Below are 19,203 nucleotides of genomic sequence, written 5' to 3'. Positions count from 1 at the left end.
TTTATACTATTAAAGCAGCATTCAAAAGCGTATTTAAGCGTGCTAAATTTAGTTACATAGTGGGAAAATTTCTAGATAGAAACTTAATCTAAGTCAAATCCCTATAAATTATGAGCTTAAAGTGGGCAGAAAACGTGCCAGAGAATTTATTATCGTGTAGAATATAGAAATCACAACATCCATATTGTAGATGATACAGGGTCGGAAACAGAGAATTCACCATGAAAAAAATAGCACTATCTTTAACTATATTGCTTGGAACGTTGTCAGCAAGCAACGCAACAGCATTTGATGGCGATGTAAACGCAGGTAAAGAGAAATCGGCAACGTGTGCGGCCTGTCACGGCCCAGACGGTAATGCACCGGTTAATATCTACCCTAAAATTGCAGGCCAACACGCAGATTATATCTATAAACAATTACAAGAGTTTAAATTAGGTATGACGTCTGGCGGCAAAGAAGGCCGTATGGATCCAGTAATGAGTGGTATGGCTATGCCGCTTAGCGATCAAGACATGAAAGACCTAGCAGCTTACTTCTCTTCTTTAAATATGTCTGAAGGTTCAACACCTAAAGATGTAGTAGAAGTGGGTCAGCAGCTTTATAAAGCCGGTGATGCAGAGCGTGGTATTCCAGCATGTGCTGCGTGTCACGGTCCTCGTGGTAACGGTACATCACTTGCTAAATTCCCAAAAATTTCGTTCCAACACCCAGAATACATCAAGTCTCAACTTGAAAAATTCCGTGATGGTACACGCAATAATGACCTAAACGGCATGATGCAAGACATCGCTAAAAAATTAACAGACAAAGACATCGAAGTTCTTTCAAAATACTTAGGTGGCTTACACTAAAGTCTGATTGCCGAATGTAAATATTGGCATTAAAGTGTACAAATTGTAAAAAAAGCAGCGCAAGCTGCTTTTTTTCATATTTATCTCATCGAAATTTCTTACTTCCTTGTGAGACATTGCCCACACTTCAATGTGAGCTAAATCTTATTTTTATTTTTTTTTATAATATAACAAATTGTTTTAAAAGGTAATTGTCGTTTTTTAATCTTTTGACTGTAAGAAAAGTTATATAAATTAGTTGTAACAAAATTATTAATGAGTAAATTAACCACTGTCGCTGAGACAATAAAAACAACAAGGACAAAGCAATAAGGAAAGTGATTGCGGCAAATCTTTAGGGGGTTACATCGTTTGATGTACTAAAGGAAATAACAAAAAAGTGTCAGGATTGACCGAGAATAATAAAAGCTCACGGAAGTTTAATAATAAAAACAAAATGGAATGCTACACGGAAGGTTTAAAAATAACAAAATGGATAAAAAATAATAATAAAAATAATAAAGACTAAAAGTCGAAGGGAGAAGTGTCCAAATTATTGGCGCTCAGATTAGTAGGCGGTAGAGATGTTTTCTCTACCGCCTTTTTATTTGTCCTGTTACAATAGCCACCGTTTGTACTAATACCAATCGACTTAAATATTTAGCTGCTAAATAACTTAACACGATTGATATGAGAGTATGAAAAGTGCGCAGTTCGTCATGTTGACAAACCACATCCGCACACCGAATTCTTCTGGTTATGCCAGCATTACAATGCCGCTAAAGGTGTTGTGCACAACCTCTTAAGTGAGACGATCAAGATATGAGTAGAAAGAAAAAGTCGCGTAAAATTCCATCAAATGGCCCGGTACGTCTGAGTAAAGAAAAACTTAGAGAGATGCGAGCGTTGAAGGAGCAGCGAGTTAAAAAGACCAAAGGTGCTAAACCAGGTTCTCGAAACGCCCCTGACGTGCAAAAGGGAGAGAACACAAAGGCTAATAACCAACCGAAAGATAAACGTGTTGGTAGCAAAAAGCCAGTTTCATTAGTTGCGCCTAAAGCTGAACCAAAAGTTGAAATGAAACGTAACTTAAAACCAATGGTTGAGCTTAAGAAAGTTAATGAGCCAGAGCTAACACCAGAGCAAGAGCTAGAAGCATTAGAAAATGATGAGCGCTTATTAAAGCTTGTTGAGCGTCACGAACGTGGTGAGTTGTTAACAGGTAAAGATGCTAAGTACTTCAATAGTCGTATCGCACGTCACCAAGAGTTATGTGAACTGCTAGGTATTGAAGACGAAGACGAGTACGAAGATGACTTTGAAGATGATTCATACGATGAAGGTGAATCTGACTTCGATAAGTACTTATCTGATGACCTAGCAAACGAATGGTTAGATGACGAAGATGAGGATGAACGATGAGCATACCCTTGATTATTGCCATAGTTATTGGTGCGGCAATTATCGCAGGACTTGCGTTTTATGCAGGACAACTTCTGTATAAACTAAAAGAGCAAAATAAGCTTATCGCTAAGAAAAAAGCTGAGTATGCGCTAAAGCTTGCTGACTCAAAAGCAAAGCGTAATGCAAAGTTAGCCGACAGCATTCATTTAATTGCCCGTGCGATGAATGAAGAGCAATGTGAGTTCTCAGAAGGCTGTCTACGCATTTGGGTGCTGATCTCTCAATACAGCTTTGCAGAAGAGTTTGAGTTAAGTGAGCGCTACCCAGGCATATTCAAAATGTACGAAGTTGTAAAAGACATGCCAACGCACGATGCCCGTAAAAAGTACTCTAAAAAAGAGATCTTTAAAATGGACACCACTCGTTGGCGTGCTGAAGAGCAGCATAGCGATGAGATTAAAGCAGATTGCGCACGTATTATTGAAGAGTTTAAAGCAGCTCCAGGCAGCGAAAACGTAGTATTTAATTAAGTTGACGTATCGTTGAATTAAGCTAATTAAACAGCAGAGCCTAGGCTCTGCTTTTTGTTGTTAAATTACTCGTGAGAAACGAGTTTGCTTTATTTGTTGTTGTAGGTGCGCATCAAAGCACATACAAATAATACGAATAAATAAATTACCGCGGGCTGTTACTGTGATCTTATTTTGGCTAACAGACACCAAGCCATCAGCTAGTAATGGGTCCAGTGCTTGCAATGCCTCACAGAAATAGCTGGCAAAGTTGATATTAAACTGTTTTTCGATTGAGGGAATATCCAGCTCAAACTGGCAGATCAATTGTTTGATCACCGCTGCACGTAAAGTATCGTCATCAGTGAGAGCGACACCTTTACATACTGCATTGCCAAAGCCTTCTTGCACGGCTTTGTAATAGTGCTTTAACTCTTTTTCGTTTTGTAAAATGGCATTGCCAATTTGCGAAATCGACGACACACCCAAACCTAATAAGTCACACTGACCATGTGTTGTGTAACCTTGGAAATTACGGTGTAATTTACCTTCATTTTGGGCAATCGCTAGTTCATTATCCTTACGAGCAAAGTGATCCATACCGATAAACTGATAGCCCGCCGCTAACATTTGCTCAAGTGTATTTTTGAACATAGTAAGTTTATCGCCAGCAGAAGGTAAGTCAGCGTCTTTAATTTTACGTTGCGCTGCAAATCTATCTGGTAAATGAGCATAGTTAAATACCGACACGCGATCAGGATTTAGCTCAATCAGCTGTGCAATCGTCTCTTTAAAGCTTTCAGGTGTCTGTAATGGCAAACCGTAAATCATATCAGCATTAATAGATTTAAAGCCAAGCTCACGAGCCTCGCTAATTAAACCTTTTACTGACTGCACGCTTTGCGGACGATTAACCGCCAGCTGTACAGCATCATTAAAATCTTGAATACCAAACGAGACACGATTGAAGCCAAGCTTACGCAGATGTACTAACATGCCATCAGCTAAAGAGCGAGGGTCAATCTCAATTCCGCGCTCAGCATCATCAGCAAAATTAAAATGCTGCTCAACTAACGCCATTAAGCGGCTCATTTGCTCTGCAGATAAAAACGTTGGCGTACCACCCCCTAAATGCAGTTGCTCAACGTTATAATCAGCAAAAAGCGTTGCCTGCTCAGCAATCTCAAGCGCTAAATTATCGAGGTATAAATCGGCTTTAGACTGATGACGAGTGATCACCTTATTACAACCACAGTAATAACAAAGCTGACTGCAAAAAGGGATATGGATATACAACGATAAAGAACGGCTTTTCGATGCCGCAATCGCGTTAATCATATCTTGTTGGTTATAACCATCAGCTAGAGACAACGCAGTGGGGTAAGATGTATATCTTGGCCCTGAAATATTGTATTTATTGATCAAAGATTGATCCCAGCTTGGTAAATTTATCACAGTCAGCACTCCGCAATTGATTGAGCGGCTATTTTAACGAGTTTAGTGATTTAGCTATTTGATCTAGAACAATGTCGGAGGCTAGAAATCAATTGACATGCTTTAAGGTCGTTGAAAAAACAAAGAGTTTACTATTTGAGCAAATAGTTTAAGGATTTTTAAAATAAAGAGTTTTGCTAGTGACAAGGTTACAAAAACTTTTTATACTGCAACCCGCTTTAGTGAGTTAGTCTTCCTAAACGTATCTCAAAATTAGCAAAAGCTAATACAATGGCCCCTTAGCTCAGTTGGTTAGAGCACACGACTCATAATCGTTAGGTCCCCAGTTCAAGTCTGGGAGGGGCCACCATTTTCTTACTGTAAAAATCCAAAAATCAAAAGCTTATATCTATTTTTAGCAATTGTGTTCCACTTTTGTTCCACCCCTTTTTTATCCTTAAAATTCAACGAAATAAAATTATTTTTAATTTTTTAAAAATATTTTGTCAGGTTTTTTGAGTTTGTCTCGTCTATAGCTGCAAATGACACGAAGTTGTTCTATTTGGTGGTAGCGATAGGCAGTGTCTTATGTATCTATTTTTACGAAAAGGACAAACTCATGACGATTACAACCTCAACTGTGAATACGCTAAAACTTGATTCAATGAACGCACCATTTAGTGGTGCTACTCTTTGGTTAAAAGAAGGATGGGCGCTATTTAAAAAAGCACCGTTTAAACTTTTTTTACTTATGACGCTGTTCGCTATTGTACCTGGTGTGGTGCAACTATTGCCTGCACCTACTGGTTTAACCGTATCAAAATGGTTAGCGCCTATGCTTATGGCAACGGTATGGCCTTTGTTGTTTAACCTGAATAATAACCAGAGATTTTCATTTAGGCATAATGCAACATGGGCGAAGTGGGGCAGGGTTGCGACTTGGTCTGTTGTGGGTATTTTACTGGCGCTGGTGCAATTTGCTGTTGGCAGTGCTTTGATCGGTAGTGAGCAGTTATCGGCATTATTGTCTGGTCAGTTTGTTGATGTTGAGCGCTGGCGCGTAGGGGTTATGTTTGTATCAATTGTCCCTATAAATATGCTGCTTATGTTTGTGGTGCCCCTGTTACTTTTAAATAATGCTTCGCTTATTTCAGCTGTAAAAGAAAGCATTACAACCGCATTAACGGTGATTAAACCATTAAGCATACTTTGTTTGATTAATATGCTTGTTACCTTTGTTGCCCCTTATAGTCTTTTACCTATGCTATTGGTGGGGCCTGTATTAGCATGTACCTTCTTTTGTGCCTATACTCGTTTGTTTAAATAATAATAAAAACATGGAAGTACAGTGAGAGCTGACGTTCAAATAAATTCGTTGCTGAATGAATACGCGCCGTTGTTGGCGCGTGTTGCTGCAACCTACGAGATAAACCAAGCGCTGCAAGATGAGCTAATTCAAGAGATGTCGCTTGCTGTTTGGCGCGCTTTTGAAAGTAGCGGCTCATCTCCCGATATTGCCTTTCGAGGTGATGCCAGCATGAAAACCTATATTGCCCGAATAGCTCACAATAAAGCGGTTGATCATGTGATTAAAGAGCAAAACCGTAAAGAGATGGCAAGCTCTGAAAGTATTAATTACACCCACGCCTTAAGTGCACATAAATCACCAGACGACAGTTTAGATTTAATGGCTGCCCTTCGTAAATTAGCACTGAAATACCGGCAGGTGCTTGCTTTGCAGCTTGAAGGGTTTAATCAAAATGAGATAGCTCAAACGCTGGGATTGTCTGAAGATGCAGTTGCTAAACGTGCAAGTAGAGCAAGACAACAACTTGCGAGCCTAATGGAGTAATAAAGTGGATAAATTCGAAGCAGATGATCAATTAGCCAAGTGGCAGCAGGCATTCGTGCAAGCAACCCCGAAAGTGGATAGCGCGGCGTTAATTGCACAAACACAAAAGTCGCGAACTAAGTTAAAGCTAAAAGGTTTAATCGACTCTTTATTAGGTGTTGTGGTAACCGTGTTTTGTATTTACGCCATGTTGTTTGAGGCAAAAAATACGTATGAAACCATTATGTTTGCGCTATTAGCGCCTATTCCTTTAGGTTTTGGGGTTTGGTCATACCGTTTAAGACGAAAGCTTTGGCGAGCAGAAACGCTAGATGTCAATGCAATGCTTAATTTTAAAGAAAACCAGCTGAAGCACCAAGTTCACTACTGGCAAGTGAGTTTTATTGGCTGTGTCATTCTTTGGTGCGCTTTGCTAATCGTTGCTTTGATTAACATGGTAATGTTTAAAACATACAGCCTATGGCTTATCCAGCTTGGCATTAATGGCACTATCGTACTGGCTGTTTATATACGTTATCAAAAACTAAGAGCACAGCTTGTTAAAGCGCTAGAGAGTATTCAAGCAATGCGTGGATAATGCTTCTTGACGAGCCGTTCCTAAAACTTATATAACGTGTTATTCAAATAATAATAAAGGATATAGAGATGGAAGTTTTATACAGTATTTTGTTTTGGGGATCGCCTGTCGGCTTGGGTTTGTTCTTTTTCTTATCATGCACGGGAGCAGGGGTGCTTTTTTGGGGGATTGCACAGCTTAAGAAAGCTTCATCTCATTAAAAAGCTGATGTGTGAAAACATCGGCTCATAACGACTTCGACTTGCGAAATATACGCTAATTAAATGAGTTGTTAGGAATACCATTACGGTCTTCACCTTATCGCTTTTCTCCCTTCCACCGCTCAGATATGCCGCTTATCTTTTTTTGATAAGAATTGTTACATATTCGGTTTTATTGTTTTGCTTGAGAGGTTTATTATGGAGAAAGCGAAAAACTAATGATTAATTAGGTTTGCTAGTTTTTCGATAAATACATCAAAAAATAATTAGTACGGGACTCCCATGAAAAAAGTAACACTTACCGCGGCAAGTATTGCACTAGCCCTCGGTCTTGTTGGTTGTGGTGAAAAAGAACAAGAAACTAAAGCACCAGCAACTGCGGCCGTCACTGAAGCAAAAGCACCTTTAAATTCAGGTATTGAACTGGCGAACATGGACAAGTCTGTTCGCGCACAAGATGACTTTTACTATCACGTAAACGGCGAATGGCTAGAAAAAACAGAAATTCCAGGTGATAAATCAAACTATGGTTCATTCACTCAGCTTTACGATGATTCGCAAAAAGCGATGAAAGAAGTGCTAGAAAAGGCAGCGGCAAACACTAATGTTAAACCGGGGTCAGATGAAGCTAAGTTAGCGGCGTTCTATAACAGCTATATGGATGAAGCAGGCCGTGAAGCGGCTGGTATCAAACCATTAACGCCAGTACTTGCAAGCGTTGATGCAGTAAAGAGCAAGCCTGAGCTTGTTGCTTTAATGGCTGAACTTCGCATTAAAGGTGGTAGCTTACCATTTGGTTATTATGTCAATAATGATGCAAAAAACTCGAGCGAATACGCGATGTATGTTTATCAGTCTGGTTTAGGTTTACCAGATCGTGATTATTATCTAAAAGACGATGAAAAATTCACAAAAATTCGTGAAGCTTACCAAGCATATGTTACAGCTATTTTAAGTAAAGCGGGTGTAGCAGATGCAGAATCTGCGGCTAAAGCTATTATTGATCTTGAAACAAGCATTGCTGATGCGCAGTGGAGCCGAGTTGAAAGTCGTGATGCTACTAAATCTTACAACAAGATGAGCGTTGCAGATGCTAACAAACTTACTGGCGACTTTGACTTTGCAGCTTATCTTGATGCGTCAGGTATCAAAACTGAAGAGGTAATCATTCGCCAACCTAGTTACCTAGAAAAATTTGCAGGTATCTACAAGGATACAGACTTAGCAACTTGGCAGAATTACCTTAAGTTCCACTTTGTGAGCAACTACGCTGCACTATTAGATAAAGAGCTTGTAGATCTTAACTTTGATTTTTACAGCACAACGCTTCGTGGTGTGACTGAGCAATCTCCGCTTTGGAAAAAAGCAGTTGATGCATCAAACGGTGTATTAGGTGAAATGCTTGGTAAAGTATACGTTAAAGATAACTTCCCACCTGAAGCGAAAGCGCGTATGGAAGAGTTAGTTGATAACGTAATTAGAGGTTACGCAGTTGCGATTGAAAACCTTGAGTGGATGAGCCCAGAAACAAAAGTCGCTGCAAAAGAAAAGCTTGATAAGTTCACGCCAAAAATCGGTTACCCAGATAAATGGAAAGACTACTCAGCACTTGAAGTTAAAAGCGATGATTTAGTCGGTAATTACATTCGCCACAGCGAATGGGAATATGCCGATATGATTGCTAAACTAGGTAAGCCAGTTGATCGCTCTGAGTGGCACATGACACCACAAACAGTAAACGCTTACTACAACCCAGTGAACAACGAAATCGTATTCCCTGCGGCTATCTTACAACCGCCTTTCTTTAACCTTGAAGCTGATGACGCTGTTAACTACGGTGCAATCGGTGCGGTAATCGGCCACGAACTTGGTCACGGTTTTGATGACCAAGGTGCGAAATACGATGGTGACGGAAACTTACGTAACTGGTGGAGCGAATCAGATCTTAAACAGTTTGAAGAGCGCACAGGTCAGCTAGTAGCTCAGTATAATGAATATAAGCCGTTTGAAGATGCTAGCGTAAATGGTGAGCTAACATTAGGTGAAAATATTGGTGACTTAGGCGGCTTAACAGTTGCCTATACTGCTTACCAATTATCACTTGGTGATGAAAAAGCGCCTGTGATTGATGGTTACACGGGTGATCAACGTTTCTTCATGGGATGGTCACAAATTTGGCGTCGTAAATACCGTGACGAAGAGTTACGCAACCGCCTAATGACAGACCCTCATTCACCAAGCCACTACCGTGTAATCGGTATTCTTTCAAACATGCCAGAATTCTATCAGGCGTTTGATGTGAAAGAAGGCGACAAGATGTATATCAAACCAGAAGATCGCGTAAAAATCTGGTAATTGATTATCGATTTAAAAAGGCTCTGAGTGAACGCTCAGAGCCTTTTTTGTTTGGAGCTGTCAGCTTTGACGTAGGAGGCGTTTTAACGCCGAAATTATAGATAATTTTTATGCGTGATGTTCACGGCTAAAGCCGTTCCTACGGGATTGTAGGAGGTGTTTTAACGCCGAAATGTTCAGGTGATCTTTGTACGTGATGTTCACGGCTAAAGCCGTTTCTACGGGGTTGTAGGAGGTGTATTAACGCTGGAATGATAGATGATTGTTGTGCGTGATGTTCACGGCTAAAGCCGTTCCTACGGGGTTGTAGGAGGTGTTTTAACGCCGAAATGATAGATGATTGTTGTGCGTGATGTTCACGGCTAAAGCCGTTCCTACGGGATTTTAGGAGGTGTATTAACGCCGGAATGTTCAGGTGATTTTTTTGTTCGTGATGTTCACGGCTAAAGCGGTTCATACGAGGGTTTAACTTGATTCTTATACGTCTTTGTCTAGATTTAAGATAATAAATGGAGGGTTATGGATGACCGCACATTATCAAAATCTAAGAAAGCATAGGGTATCAATCCCATTTCATTATTACTCTGTTACCACTTCAACGCTTGATAGAAAATGTTATTTCTCTGACTTTAATAATGCACGAGCTTTAATTAACACTCTAAGGGCTATAGAAGAAATTAAAGCTAAAACTATCTGTTTTGTGGTAATGCCTGATCACCTACACTGGTTATTTCAATTACAAGATAAAGTACCTTTAGCTCGATTGATTCAAGAGGTCAAAGGGAAGAGTTCATATCTCATAAACAAGCAAACATGCTCTAAACGAAAAATTTGGCAGCCAGGATATTATGATTCTTTAATAAGGAACGAAGAACATTTGCTTGGAGTATCGAGGTACATCATCGCAAACCCATTAAGGGCCGGAATTGTTAAAAGTGTGCGTGATTACCCTTTTTGGGATTGTATCTATTTATAGGTAAATTCTTCACGGCTAAAGCTGTTCCTACGGGGTTGCAGAAGGTGTTTTAGCGCCGAAATGATTATTAAAAAGCCGCAAAACTATCATTAAGCGGCTTTCTGTATACAAATTAAACCATAATCGCATCTTTAAGATACTGGAATAATTCTTTGTACGCTTTGGCTGGTTTTTCAGCTTTTACTTCTTTTGCGGCGCTGCGTACTAACTGGCGCATTTTTTGGCGCTCAAGAGAAGGGTATTGATCAATTGTTGAATTGATCAGATCGTCACCTTGTTTGATTAAATCATCACGTAGCGTTTCGATTTTGTTCATCAAAACATCCGCTTGGTTGTTTTTGTTGAGCATAATATCGATCATCGCTTGGATTTCATCAACGTTTTCAGTAGTACGTAATACTTTTGCGATATAGTTTAAGTTACGACGGTAAGCATCGCTCTTATCACTTACTTTATCAGAAACAACAAGGGCTTCTTTTAAATCGTGATTGAGTGGTAAGCGATCGCGTTGCTTTTTCGGCATTTTCGCGATTTCAGCACCCAAACCATGATATTGCATGGCTTCACGTTTTAACTCGCTTTTTGATACGTAAATAATTTCTTCTTCGATAAGTGGCTTTTTCTTCTTCGCCATAAGGATGCTCATTCAGTAAACTTAACTATTCGTTATTATACGTCATTTAGTTAATGATTAATATTAGCTGATGCACGTCTCGCAGTGTGTTAGCATTCGCTACACTATAAAAAATATCAGAACCTAGGACACACAAGATGAAAGATCCTATTTATCAACACATTTCTGAAGTGAAAGACGCGGTAAGCGAAGTACTTGAGCATGCAAAAAAGTTGGGTGCTACTGCTGCAGAAGCGGCGATGTCGAGCACGTCAGGTTTGTCTGTTAGTACGCGCATGGGCGAAGTTGAAACAATAGAGTTTAACCAAGACGGTGGCTTAGGTATTAGTGTTTATGTGGGGAATAACAAAGGCTCTGCTTCAACGGCTGATTTAAACCCTAAAACATTACGTACAGTGGTCGAAAAAGCCATTGATATTGCTAAATTCACTTCAGATGATCCATACAATGGTATCGCTGATAAAGAACTGCTTGAATTCGCACCACTTGATTTAGATCTGTATCACCCGTGGGAAGTAAGCCCAGAGCAAGGTATTGAGCTTTGCCATCAAGCAGAGCAGGCGGCACTAAACGCCGATGAGCGTATTGTAAATTCAGACGGTGCGAGTTTTTCTTCTCACCAAGGTTTGCGTGTTTATGGCAACAGCCATGGCATGATTGCAGGTTACCCGCGCACGCGTCATAGCATTAGCACCATGGTGATTGGTAAAGATGGCGAGCAAATGCAGCGCGATTCTGCTTATACCGTAGCGCGACATAAAGATGATTTAAACGATGCTGCAAAAGTAGGCCTCGAAGCGGCAACAGAAACATTGGCTAAGCTTAATAGTCAAAAGCTAGGTACCATGAAAGTGCCAGTTATCTTCAGAGCAGATATTGCCAACTCACTATTCGGTCATTTAGTGTCTGCGATTGGTGGCGGCGCGCTTTACCGTAAATCGAGCTTTTTGCTGGATAGCTTAGGCACAAAAGTATTTAGTGATTGTGTAAATATTTCTGAGCGTCCACATTTATTAAAAGGCTTAGCCTCTTCACCATTCGACTCGGAAGGGTTAAAAACTATCGACCGTGAAATTATTCAAGGTGGTGAGCTTCAAACATATCTATTAGCAAGCTACGCTGCACGTAAACTGTCTATGACACCAACGGGTCATGCTGGTGGTATTCATAACTGGTTAGTTGAGCAAACTCATGCTGACTTAAAAGCACTCTTAAAAACTATGGGCACAGGTTTACTAGTAACCGAGCTTATGGGTCAAGGTGTGAACACTGTAACGGGTGATTACTCACGTGGCGCGGCGGGTTTCTGGGTTGAGAATGGCGAAATCCAATACCCAGTCAGTGAAATCACAATTGCTGGTAACTTAAAAGATATGTTTAAAGCGGTAGTCGGTTTAGGTGGTGATATCGAGCGCCGTGGCGGTATTCAAACCGGCTCTGTATTGATTGAACAAATGCAGGTTGCTGGTAGCTGATTCATCAATAACTACTCAATTTTTAAAGCCTCACGTTTGTGGGGCTTTTTTATTTGAAAAAGTGCTTTACCTGAACTTAACTTGAGGTTTTATCTTGGTGGCAGTTTAAAAATAAAAAGGAAAACTACCATGTATTTAGAGCACGTAAACCTTGTTGTTAGTAATGTTGATGCCATGCTGCACTTTTATAAAGCTGCGTTCCCGCATTGGCGGGTGCGTAGCCAAGGTGATAGCACATGGTCAGGCAAACCGCGCAAATGGCTGCACTTTGGTGATGATTACCAATATCTTGCTCTGAGCGATAACGGTGAAGACGAAAACCGTGATTTAGCAGGGCACCAAGTGGGCCTTGCTCATTTTGCTTATGTGACAAACGATATTAATGCCGTAATTGAACGCTTGGTTGACGCTGGTTATGAAATAGATAAACAGGGTCCAGAAAACCCATATCGTAAAAATGTATATTTTATCGATCCCGCAGGTTTTGAAGTTGAGTTTGTAGAGTATTTCAGTGATATACCGAGTGAAAGGAATAATGACTTGTAGCTAGAGCTGTCAGCTTTTAGCTGTCAGCTTTCAGCTGTCAGTTTTGAGCCGAGCGGTGTTGTTTTAGGCCTTTACCAAAGGCCTGCCTAGTAAGAGGTACTTTAGTGCTGAAAGTATTTGCACAAAGAGAAGTGAATGAGAAGAGAATGAGGGAACCTCAAGATCATTTTTTACTTCCTCTAAAGCGCAGCGCCTCTTGTCCTCTTTGTGCGATTAAATGTCTTTGATGTGGGGGTGAAGTTTAGTGAGCTTTCAGCTGTCAGTTTGAAGCCGAGCGGTGTTGTTTGTAGGTCAGGTATTGATTGATGGAATAGCGTTGTATGTAAGACGCGTCAAGCAAGCGTGACGCCTACGGTGTAGGGGCCTTTTAATGCCGAACAGCTTTACTTTATTCACGGCTAAAGCTGTTCCCACGTTTGACGTAGGCGTGAAATTTATTTCGCGCGCATTCTTGTAGGTCGTGCTTTAGCGCGTCATTGATGAAACGTATGCAATATCTTGTCGCCATAAATGACGACCTACATTAACATAATCGCAACTCGCAACTTTTACTACATCTTATTCATCTCTTTCCAACTGGCTTTTAGACTGTTGGCAAAGCTGATGAACTTTTCTTTCATGGTACGTTTAACTGAAATCTCGACTGAGCCTAGCCATACATTACCTTCAATGGTAATGGTTGGGCCTTGGCCTTTATTTAAGGCGACTGATCTGTTCTCTACACTGCCAATAACGCTGAACAGCTTTGATACCACATTGACATGTTCTGGCACATAGATTTCGTCGTTACCTAAAATACAGTTCACGTAAATAGTGACATGTTGGTGCTGGAAAATCGCTTCGCTAAAATCTAGCTCAATTGAACCTAAGCAATTTGTAAGGTGAATTTCTTTTGGCACTACCCACTGGCCGCTGCGCTCATTTGAACCCAAAATGCTACGAAGCTGCAGACTTTCGTTATCGCTGCTGTGGCCATAATGAGGTTTAAATTGCGCATGCTTTTGCGATTTGTAGTCAATATCAGCTTTTAGCTCTAAGTCAGCAACAAGTTCAACGAGTACTTCGTTGCTGGTGGCTTCCATTGCTTGGTCTAAGCGGCGTTCAAATGCTTCAGCTGAAATAACAGCATGACTGTAGTTATAAATGAGTTGATCAATTACTTCTTCTCTTACTTGATCGATTGGGCGATCTTCAAGTTTAACGGCCATGTTAGTTCCCTGTTGTGATTATCAAAGTGATTTTTATGTTATTCGTAATAAAGCAAAGCTTAGGCCAAATTTTATTTTACTATAAATCAATATGTTGTGTTTTGTAGTGTCAACGTTACTTAGTTAAATTAACCACAGATTAATAAAATCAGCAACTAAATGGTTATTTTTGCAACATAGTGAACTTCTTACCGAGCAGCCTGTAAATCTTTACCGAATTGAATATAAATAGTCGCTGAATTAAGGTTTAAGGTGTTGAAATTAAACAAATAAATAGTTGGCATCATAGTCGCATTAGTAAAAGTGTCTTAAATCAAAAGGAGAAGATTATGAACACTTTTAACAAATCTATGATTGCCGCTTTAGTAATTGGTGCAACAACAAGTATGTCAGCTCAGGCAAGCAGTTGGGAAAATGAAAGTAAAGATGCTTGGATTGATGGTAAGGCAGAAACTGTGCTTCTTATGAACACAAACCTTAACAACTTTGACATCAACACTGATGTAAGGAATGGCAAGGTTGTACTTACAGGTAAAGTTGATAGTGAATTAGATAAAGAGCTTGCTGAAGAGCTTGTTCTTAGCCTAGATGGCGTTAGCTCTGTTGATAACAAACTAACGGTTGTTAAAAACATGAAGGCTAAGAAAATGAAAGCAGATAAAGCTGATTCAACTGAAAGCGATTTAACAGATGCGAAAATCAGTACTGTAATCACAACACGTTATTTATTTAACTCAGAAGTAGGTGGTACAGACATAGATGTTGATACCGATAACGGTGTAGTAACACTTAAAGGTACCGTTGAGTCTGATGCTGAAAAGCAATTAGCAATCAGTATCGCTGAAAACGCTGAAGACGTTCGCAAAGTAATCGATGAATTAACGATTGTTGCTGAATAACAGCAAGCCTAAATTAGCCCAGCTTTGGCTGGGCTAATAGATTTCAAGGAGTGAGTCATGGATTTAATACGTATTATTTTATCGGTTTTAATTCCACCTCTTGGCGTATTTTTACAGGTAGGTTTAGGTGCGCAGTTCTGGATTAATATTCTTTTAACCTTATTAGGGTACATTCCAGGTTTGATTCATGCTGTGTATATCATCGCTAAGCGATAATTACCTCATTAATCAGCAAGGATGAGTCAGGGAACACAGCAAGGAGCAGCTGTAGGAGTAAAGGACGATAAACCGCAAGGAGTTTACAGTATGGACAATGTAGCACAGCAAAAAGGACAGCAAGGAAGTAACAAAGCGTTATGGAGTAGCGCACAATGGCAACGCTTTATGGATAAAGTGAACGGAGATGACAGCAAGGGATAAGTTCAGGCTTGGAGCCAAACAGGATGAAGCTAGCGTAAGGAGGTGACTATATGGAACAAGTACAAACGCAACCAACACAAGGATTGACCGACAAAGGAGTTGCTTTATGGAATAAGCAACAGTGGCATGAATTTATGGAACACGCGAAAGCGGTTGCGCCACGATTAACAGGGAAGGCTGACGATAAAAACCCGATGTCATCTTCAGGTGACATCGGGTTTTTAATAACTTCGGCAATTTATCTTTATAACTTAAACTGATTTACTGTCTTATTTAAAGACGCTGCCAATTCATTTAAATCACGTGCTTCATCTGCCAATTCATGAGCATGATCCGCAGTGCTATTAACAAGGTGGTTAATAGCCGCCAGGCTATTATTAATATCTTCTGCAACCACAGTTTGCTGTTCTGTTGAAGTCGCAATTTGATGACTCTGATCTTGTACATTTGTCACTGATTGCGCGATATCTTGCAGTGCTTGCAATACAATTTGCGTTTGCTCAACGGAGCCTTCAGCACGCTCTTGACCCTGTTGCATCATAGTTGATGCTTGTTGAGCAATTTGCTGTAAGCGACTGATCATATTTCGAATATCATCCGTTGACTCTTGCGTTCTGCTTGCTAGTGAACGAACTTCGTCAGCCACAACAGCAAAGCCTCGCCCTTGCTCACCGGCTCGTGCCGCTTCAATTGCTGCATTAAGTGCTAGTAAGTTAGTTTGCTCTGCAATTGAGTTGATTACGTCGATCACAGCGCCAATGTTGCCACTTTCTTGTTCAAGACCTGCAACTACTTTAGATGCTTCGCCGATGTGGCTTGCAAGCGCAGTCATTACTGACTGAGCTTGTGTAGAGCGCTTAGTGCCATCGACTGTAATGGCTTGCACTTCTTCGGCTGCATTATTGGTATGCTGCGCATTACGTGAAATTTCGAGTACTGTAGATGCCATTTCAGTAACAGCGGCACTTACACTATCAACTTGTTGTTTTTCTTGCTGAATTTCATCATTGGTTTTTTGCGATACAATTTTCAGCTGACTAGCTGCTTGGCTCAGCTGCTCTGCTTGCGCAGCAGTGTTGAGCATCATTGCACGTAATTTATCGATGAAGGTGTTCATATGATGAGCAAGCTGGCCAACTTCGTCCTGACTATGAATTTCAATTTTCTGTGTTAAATCGCCATCGCCTGATGCGATATCACGCATGATGTAAGTCAGTTTTGTAAGAGGTTTGGTGATCATTTGCGTGGCCCAAAAGATCATCGCAATGATAATCGCAAGGATGATGATTAATGATGTAGTGGTTGTCATCACCGCATCGTTAACTGGCTCATCAATCATGCTAGTTGGGATCAAAATCCCGACATACCAATCAAGATATGGACTTTCTAGTTCAAGGCGATTGTATACAACGTAATATTGCTCACCTTTAAATGTGACATAGCTGCTACCATCTTTTTGGCTTTTCATCGCGCGGTTTAATTCGCTAAAGCCTGATGTGTCGCTAAATTGTTTTTCGAGAGCATCTAAGCCTTCTTTGCCATTAGGGCCTTCGTCAGTCACAGACAATTTATGGCCAGTACGCTCAGAGAAGTGAACAACCTTTTGATTGCCATCTAGTAAAAAGCCAAAACCTTGGCCATTAAAGCGAATGGCCTCAACCATGTCGTTGATATTGTTGAGCTGTAAATCAACCCCACCAAAACCAACAAGTTTGTTTTGTTTATTATAAACTGGCTGTTGTACAACCGCTGAGGCATTACCTGTGGTTAAATCTACAGAAATAGGGCCAACATAAAGTTTGTTGATCTTTAAAGCATCTTGCCACCAACTACGTTTATAAGCGTAATAAGGCTGGCCATTGTAGTGGGTGGTTCGCTCGTTTTCTTTAAAGTATTCGCCTGTTGTTGCTGATGCAAAGAAGGCCGATAGAATGTTGTCATCGTTACCACTGATACGAACAAAATCTTGATTAACGTTGTCGTATCCTGGTTGGTTATCAAGGCTTTGATCACGTTTAGTCCAGTTGTCAAACCAGTTTACTAAATGCGGATTTGTTACGAAGGTTTCAACAACTTTACCGTATTTAGCAAAGTAACCTTGCATTGATAGTCGTTCGCTTTGTAAGTAGCTATCAGCTTCGCGTTGAATCGCTTTGCGAGATAGGTCAGCAATATGATTAACAAAGAAACTAGACGCGATGATCAGTAGTACACTAATCGTCCCGCCAATCAGCAGTAATATTTTTTTACGTAAAGAGAGATTGTTTAACATAGGTGCACGTATTTTTATTATCGGTTAGAGTTATCTATCTAATCATATTTGCGCTTAAATCGCTACTTTGCAAAACGGTAGTTATTAATAAAATATTACAAAATACATAGGGTAAGTTACTAAATGGTTGTGAATGATAATAAAATGGTGGTGCTAGGTGCAGGTTGGTTGGGGCAAGCTCTTTGTCTTAAGGCAAAGGAATTGGCGTGGCAGGTGCAGGGGACACACCGTAGTCGCGATCACGAACATGACTTTCAGCGTCAGTTTGCACTTGAAGATGGTGTACTTAAACATGACGTATCACTTGAAGGAGCATGGTGGGTGTGTGCAATTCCACCGCGTAGCCGCAGCTCAGAAAGTAATTATTTAGATACATTACAAGCTGGGCTTGAACTTGCCAAACACCTAAATTGTAAAGGCTTTATTTTATGTTCTTCGACAGGTGTTTACCCAACTGACAATGGTTGTTACGACGAAAGCACAGAAATTAACTGCCAATCAGCACGCCAACAAACATTATACGATGCGGAGCAATTAGTGCTAAATGCGGGTGGCAAGGCATTGCGCTTAGCGGGACTTGTAGGCCCCGAACGCGACCCAGGTAAGTTTGTTGCAGGAAAAGAGCTTACTAGCTCAAGTCAGCAAGTGGTGAACATGGTACAACAGCAAGATGTAATAGCGGCGATTTTTTCAGTGCTTGAAAACTGGTCTAACGCCAATAGCATTTATAACGTTGTTAACCCAGCGCATCCAACAAAAGAGGACTACTACCAGCAAAAATGCTCTGAACTGGGTAATCAACCACCCACCTTTACAAGTCATGAAGCTGGCGAACGTATCATTGATGGTTCGGCTATTGAGGCGCTGAACTTTCACTATCAATTGCCAATTTAATTACTTTTTAAAGGTTAAGTGACCGCCGAGTCTGTATTTACTACCTGGTGAGACTAAGCGTGCAAAGCTTACAATGCCATTTGCTGACCACGTTCGGCGGATCACTTGCAAACAAGGCTCTTCATTGTAGAGATTAAGCCATTCGCACATTTCTTGGTTAGGCATAATCGCCTCAACCGTATGTCTGGCCTCAGTTAATGGCGCACTGATTGATAAATACTCATGGGGGGTTAGGCTGTGGAAATCTTGTTGTAAGTAATCTTTTGCCAGAGCCGGGTTCACAAAGCGCTCTTCTACTTGCAGAGGTTGCTCGTTCTCGTTGTGAACGATGACGCTACGATAAACGTGACTGTCTACATCAACGCCCAATGCAATTGCAATAGGGGCAATTGCACGTATTGATTCCATCACTAAAATTGTACAGCTGTAATCACTGTTACGAGCTTTAACTTCATCAGCGATGTTTTTAATTTCGAGCAATGATGATTGTGACTTAAAGCTTGCTACAAAAGTCCCTTGGCCTTGGCTACGAGTTAGTATACCGGCGTCTGTAAGTTCAGATAACGCGCGTCTGGCCGTCATGCGGCTAACCTGAAACTGGCTGGTTAATTCATTTTCTGAGGGCACGCGGCTATTTTCTTGCCATTGACCCGATCGAATGTTTTCCAAAATATATTCTTTTATTTGCGCAAACTTAGGGACGCTCATTGTGAAA

The 19,203-nt window shown here is 40.6% G+C and carries 19 protein-coding genes and 1 tRNA gene; 15 read left to right on the top strand and 5 right to left on the bottom strand.

Annotation, left to right across the window (positions count from 1 at the left end):
• The first annotated feature begins 221 nt into the window (after positions 1–221).
• From AAEU31_RS16905 to AAEU31_RS16895, 3 genes are all read left to right on the top strand, one after another.
• On the top strand, positions 222–854 hold the full coding sequence (locus AAEU31_RS16905) for a c-type cytochrome (protein WP_135922778.1): 633 nt from the start codon (positions 222–224) through the stop codon (positions 852–854).
• An 801-nt stretch (positions 855–1,655) separates the two neighbouring features.
• Positions 1,656–2,255, top strand: coding sequence for a Der GTPase-activating protein YihI (gene yihI, locus AAEU31_RS16900; protein WP_135922777.1), 600 nt, complete (start codon positions 1,656–1,658; stop codon positions 2,253–2,255).
• Entirely contained in the window at positions 2,252–2,767 is a 516-nt protein-coding gene (locus tag AAEU31_RS16895) for a DUF2489 domain-containing protein (RefSeq protein WP_135922776.1), read from the top strand. The genes yihI and AAEU31_RS16895 overlap by 4 nt, the downstream gene beginning before the upstream one ends.
• 60 nt (positions 2,768–2,827) lie before the next feature.
• Here the strand turns inward: AAEU31_RS16895 and hemN are convergent, their stop codons facing one another.
• On the bottom strand, positions 2,828–4,201 hold the full coding sequence (gene hemN / locus AAEU31_RS16890) for an oxygen-independent coproporphyrinogen III oxidase (protein ID WP_421967820.1): 1,374 nt from the start codon (positions 4,199–4,201) through the stop codon (positions 2,828–2,830).
• A gap of 272 nt (positions 4,202–4,473) precedes the next feature.
• Between hemN and AAEU31_RS16885 the strand changes: the two genes are divergently transcribed.
• The 6 genes from AAEU31_RS16885 (at position 4,474) to AAEU31_RS16860 (ending at position 10,140) form a co-directional block, all read left to right on the top strand.
• Positions 4,474–4,550 (top strand) — tRNA-Ile (locus AAEU31_RS16885).
• 249 nt (positions 4,551–4,799) lie between these two features.
• The gene (locus AAEU31_RS16880) at positions 4,800–5,507 is read left to right on the top strand and encodes a hypothetical protein (protein WP_421967819.1); all 708 of its coding nucleotides are present in this window, start codon (positions 4,800–4,802) and stop codon (positions 5,505–5,507) included.
• 21 nt (positions 5,508–5,528) lie between these two features.
• Positions 5,529–6,032, top strand: a complete 504-nt coding sequence (locus tag AAEU31_RS16875) for an RNA polymerase sigma factor (protein WP_421967818.1) — start codon at positions 5,529–5,531, stop codon at positions 6,030–6,032.
• A gap of 4 nt (positions 6,033–6,036) precedes the next feature.
• Entirely contained in the window at positions 6,037–6,609 is a 573-nt protein-coding gene (locus AAEU31_RS16870; protein ID WP_421967817.1) for a hypothetical protein, read from the top strand.
• Between the two features lie 482 nt (positions 6,610–7,091).
• Positions 7,092–9,164 carry a M13 family metallopeptidase gene (locus AAEU31_RS16865; RefSeq protein WP_421967816.1) on the top strand — a complete coding sequence of 691 codons (2,073 nt, stop codon included), beginning with the start codon at positions 7,092–7,094 and terminating at the stop codon, positions 9,162–9,164.
• Positions 9,165–9,687: 523 nt separating this feature from the next.
• Complete coding sequence (locus tag AAEU31_RS16860) at positions 9,688–10,140, top strand: REP-associated tyrosine transposase (RefSeq protein WP_135922770.1); 453 nt, start codon at positions 9,688–9,690, stop codon at positions 10,138–10,140.
• 112 nt (positions 10,141–10,252) lie between these two features.
• On the opposite strand, the gene yjgA is transcribed toward AAEU31_RS16860, so the two are convergent.
• A complete protein-coding gene (gene yjgA / locus AAEU31_RS16855) occupies positions 10,253–10,774 on the bottom strand; it encodes a ribosome biogenesis factor YjgA (RefSeq protein WP_135922769.1) in 522 nt (173 codons plus the stop codon).
• 137 nt (positions 10,775–10,911) lie between these two features.
• Between yjgA and pmbA the strand changes: the two genes are divergently transcribed.
• Positions 10,912–12,249, top strand: a complete 1,338-nt coding sequence (gene pmbA / locus AAEU31_RS16850; RefSeq protein ID WP_135922768.1) for a metalloprotease PmbA — start codon at positions 10,912–10,914, stop codon at positions 12,247–12,249.
• Between the two features lie 129 nt (positions 12,250–12,378).
• Positions 12,379–12,795: a VOC family protein gene (locus tag AAEU31_RS16845; protein ID WP_135922767.1), complete on the top strand. Its 417-nt coding sequence runs from the start codon at positions 12,379–12,381 to the stop codon at positions 12,793–12,795.
• 551 nt (positions 12,796–13,346) lie between these two features.
• On the opposite strand, the gene AAEU31_RS16840 is transcribed toward AAEU31_RS16845, so the two are convergent.
• Positions 13,347–14,003, bottom strand: coding sequence for a LiaF domain-containing protein (locus AAEU31_RS16840; protein WP_135922766.1), 657 nt, complete (start codon positions 14,001–14,003; stop codon positions 13,347–13,349).
• A 329-nt stretch (positions 14,004–14,332) separates the two neighbouring features.
• Here AAEU31_RS16840 and AAEU31_RS16835 point away from each other — a divergent pair, with 329 nt between their 5' ends.
• The 3 genes from AAEU31_RS16835 to AAEU31_RS16825 all read left to right on the top strand — a co-directional run bounded on the left by AAEU31_RS16835 (position 14,333) and on the right by AAEU31_RS16825 (position 15,582).
• A complete protein-coding gene (locus tag AAEU31_RS16835; RefSeq protein WP_421967815.1) occupies positions 14,333–14,902 on the top strand; it encodes a BON domain-containing protein in 570 nt (189 codons plus the stop codon).
• Positions 14,903–14,959: 57 nt separating this feature from the next.
• Complete coding sequence (locus AAEU31_RS16830) at positions 14,960–15,118, top strand: YqaE/Pmp3 family membrane protein (protein WP_064971745.1); 159 nt, start codon at positions 14,960–14,962, stop codon at positions 15,116–15,118.
• Positions 15,119–15,372: 254 nt separating this feature from the next.
• Positions 15,373–15,582, top strand: coding sequence for a hypothetical protein (locus AAEU31_RS16825; RefSeq protein WP_135922764.1), 210 nt, complete (start codon positions 15,373–15,375; stop codon positions 15,580–15,582).
• Here the strand turns inward: AAEU31_RS16825 and AAEU31_RS16820 are convergent.
• A complete protein-coding gene (locus AAEU31_RS16820) occupies positions 15,567–17,594 on the bottom strand; it encodes a methyl-accepting chemotaxis protein (protein ID WP_421967814.1) in 2,028 nt (675 codons plus the stop codon). The genes AAEU31_RS16825 and AAEU31_RS16820 overlap by 16 nt on opposite strands.
• A 123-nt stretch (positions 17,595–17,717) precedes the next feature.
• Here AAEU31_RS16820 and AAEU31_RS16815 point away from each other — a divergent pair, with 123 nt between their 5' ends.
• A complete protein-coding gene (locus AAEU31_RS16815) occupies positions 17,718–18,488 on the top strand; it encodes a Rossmann-fold NAD(P)-binding domain-containing protein (RefSeq protein WP_421967813.1) in 771 nt (256 codons plus the stop codon).
• Here AAEU31_RS16815 and hutC read toward each other — a convergent pair whose 3' ends face one another.
• On the bottom strand, positions 18,489–19,196 hold the full coding sequence (gene hutC, locus AAEU31_RS16810; RefSeq protein WP_421967812.1) for a histidine utilization transcriptional repressor HutC: 708 nt from the start codon (positions 19,194–19,196) through the stop codon (positions 18,489–18,491). It lies immediately after the preceding gene.
• Positions 19,197–19,203: the final 7 nt, after the last annotated feature.

This window comes from Pseudoalteromonas thalassia (assembly GCF_049257215.1).
Taxonomy (GTDB): Bacteria; Pseudomonadota; Gammaproteobacteria; order Enterobacterales; family Alteromonadaceae; genus Pseudoalteromonas; species Pseudoalteromonas lipolytica_C.
Note: the sequence above shows the minus strand (reverse complement) of the source record. Positions and strands in the feature narration are given on the sequence as shown.

Bases quoted from the DNA above. Each gene is read 5' to 3' on its own strand.
- AAEU31_RS16905 (WP_135922778.1), top strand. From the start codon at position 222: ATGAAAAAAATAGCACTATCTTTAACTATATTGCTTGGAACGTTGTCA.
- yihI (WP_135922777.1), top strand. From the start codon at position 1,656: ATGAGTAGAAAGAAAAAGTCGCGTAAAATTCCATCAAATGGCCCGGTA.
- AAEU31_RS16895 (WP_135922776.1), top strand. From the start codon at position 2,252: ATGAGCATACCCTTGATTATTGCCATAGTTATTGGTGCGGCAATTATC.
- AAEU31_RS16880 (WP_421967819.1), top strand. From the start codon at position 4,800: ATGACGATTACAACCTCAACTGTGAATACGCTAAAACTTGATTCAATG.
- AAEU31_RS16865 (WP_421967816.1), top strand. From the start codon at position 7,092: ATGAAAAAAGTAACACTTACCGCGGCAAGTATTGCACTAGCCCTCGGT.
- AAEU31_RS16860 (WP_135922770.1), top strand. From the start codon at position 9,688: ATGACCGCACATTATCAAAATCTAAGAAAGCATAGGGTATCAATCCCA.
- yjgA (WP_135922769.1), bottom strand. From the start codon at position 10,774: ATGGCGAAGAAGAAAAAGCCACTTATCGAAGAAGAAATTATTTACGTA.
- pmbA (WP_135922768.1), top strand. From the start codon at position 10,912: ATGAAAGATCCTATTTATCAACACATTTCTGAAGTGAAAGACGCGGTA.
- AAEU31_RS16845 (WP_135922767.1), top strand. From the start codon at position 12,379: ATGTATTTAGAGCACGTAAACCTTGTTGTTAGTAATGTTGATGCCATG.
- AAEU31_RS16840 (WP_135922766.1), bottom strand. From the start codon at position 14,003: ATGGCCGTTAAACTTGAAGATCGCCCAATCGATCAAGTAAGAGAAGAA.
- AAEU31_RS16835 (WP_421967815.1), top strand. From the start codon at position 14,333: ATGAACACTTTTAACAAATCTATGATTGCCGCTTTAGTAATTGGTGCA.
- AAEU31_RS16830 (WP_064971745.1), top strand. From the start codon at position 14,960: ATGGATTTAATACGTATTATTTTATCGGTTTTAATTCCACCTCTTGGC.
- AAEU31_RS16825 (WP_135922764.1), top strand. From the start codon at position 15,373: ATGGAACAAGTACAAACGCAACCAACACAAGGATTGACCGACAAAGGA.
- AAEU31_RS16820 (WP_421967814.1), bottom strand. From the start codon at position 17,594: ATGTTAAACAATCTCTCTTTACGTAAAAAAATATTACTGCTGATTGGC.
- AAEU31_RS16815 (WP_421967813.1), top strand. From the start codon at position 17,718: ATGGTTGTGAATGATAATAAAATGGTGGTGCTAGGTGCAGGTTGGTTG.
- hutC (WP_421967812.1), bottom strand. From the start codon at position 19,196: ATGAGCGTCCCTAAGTTTGCGCAAATAAAAGAATATATTTTGGAAAAC.